At 72.1% G+C, this 997-nt stretch carries 1 protein-coding gene; it reads left to right on the top strand.

Features of this window, described 5'->3' with window-relative positions; genetic code table 11:
• Positions 1 to 151: 151 nt before the first annotated feature.
• Positions 152 to 997: metal ABC transporter permease (locus G6031_RS16185; protein WP_182653816.1), on the top strand; the 846-nt coding region annotated here is incomplete at its 3' end.

Below are 997 nucleotides of genomic sequence, written 5' to 3'. Positions count from 1 at the left end.
GGCTCGCGGACTCGGTCGCCCTGCTCAACGGTCGGCTGGTGGCTCACGGCCCCGTGGCCGAGACCACCACCCCCCAGATCCTGTCCACGTTGCTCGGGGCGCGGCTGCCCGCCGTCGACGACCGGACGCCGACCGCAGAGGGAGCACTGTGATGATCGATCTGCTCGTCGAGCCGATGAGTTACGAGTTCATTCGGCGCGCCCTGCTCGTGGTGGCCGCCTCCGGTGTGGCCGGCGCGTTGCTGAGCTGCTGGCTGGTCCACATGGGCTGGTCTCTCATGGGTGACGCGGTCTCCCACGCCGTCCTGCCCGGTGTGGTGATCGCCGCCCTGATCGGCATCCCGTTCGCGGTCGGCGCACTCATCGCCGCGCTGGTCGCGGTGGCGCTCATCGGCGCGGTCCGAGAGGGGGGGACGGTGCGGGAGGACGCGGCGATGGGCATCGTCTTCACCGCCCTGTTCTCGTTCGGACTGGTCCTCATCGCCCGGTTCCCGACCCAACAGGACCTGCACTCGATCCTGTTCGGCAGCGTCCTCGGGGTGCGCGATTCCGACCTCGTCCAGGTGTTGGCGGTCTCGGCGTTCACGGTGATCGTGCTGCTGGCCTTCCGCCGCGACCTCATCATGCTGGCCTTCGACCGGCTGCACGCCCACACCCTGGGGCTCAGGACGCGGGCGCTGACCGGGCTCCTGCTCGCCACCCTCGCCACCGCCACCGTGGCGGGGGTCCAGTCGGTGGGCGTGATCCTGGTGGTGGCCACGCTCATCATCCCCGGCGCGACCGCCCAGTTGGTGGCCGACACCATGCGGGGGACGATGATCGTCGCCGTCGTCGTCGCCCTGGTCGGTGGCGTCACCGGCCTGTACGCCGGCTACTACGCCGACCTCCCCCCGGGCCCGGTGGTGGTCCTCGCGCAGGCCGTCATCTTCACCGCGGCGCAGCTGTTCGCCCCCCGGCGCGGCGTGATCCCGCGGGCCGCGGCGGGCGCCCGGGCCCGG

Source organism: Dietzia sp. CQ4 (assembly GCF_014145125.1).
Lineage (GTDB): Bacteria > Actinomycetota > Actinomycetes > Mycobacteriales > Mycobacteriaceae > Dietzia > Dietzia natronolimnaea.
This window is presented reverse-complemented; position numbering and strand designations above follow the sequence as displayed.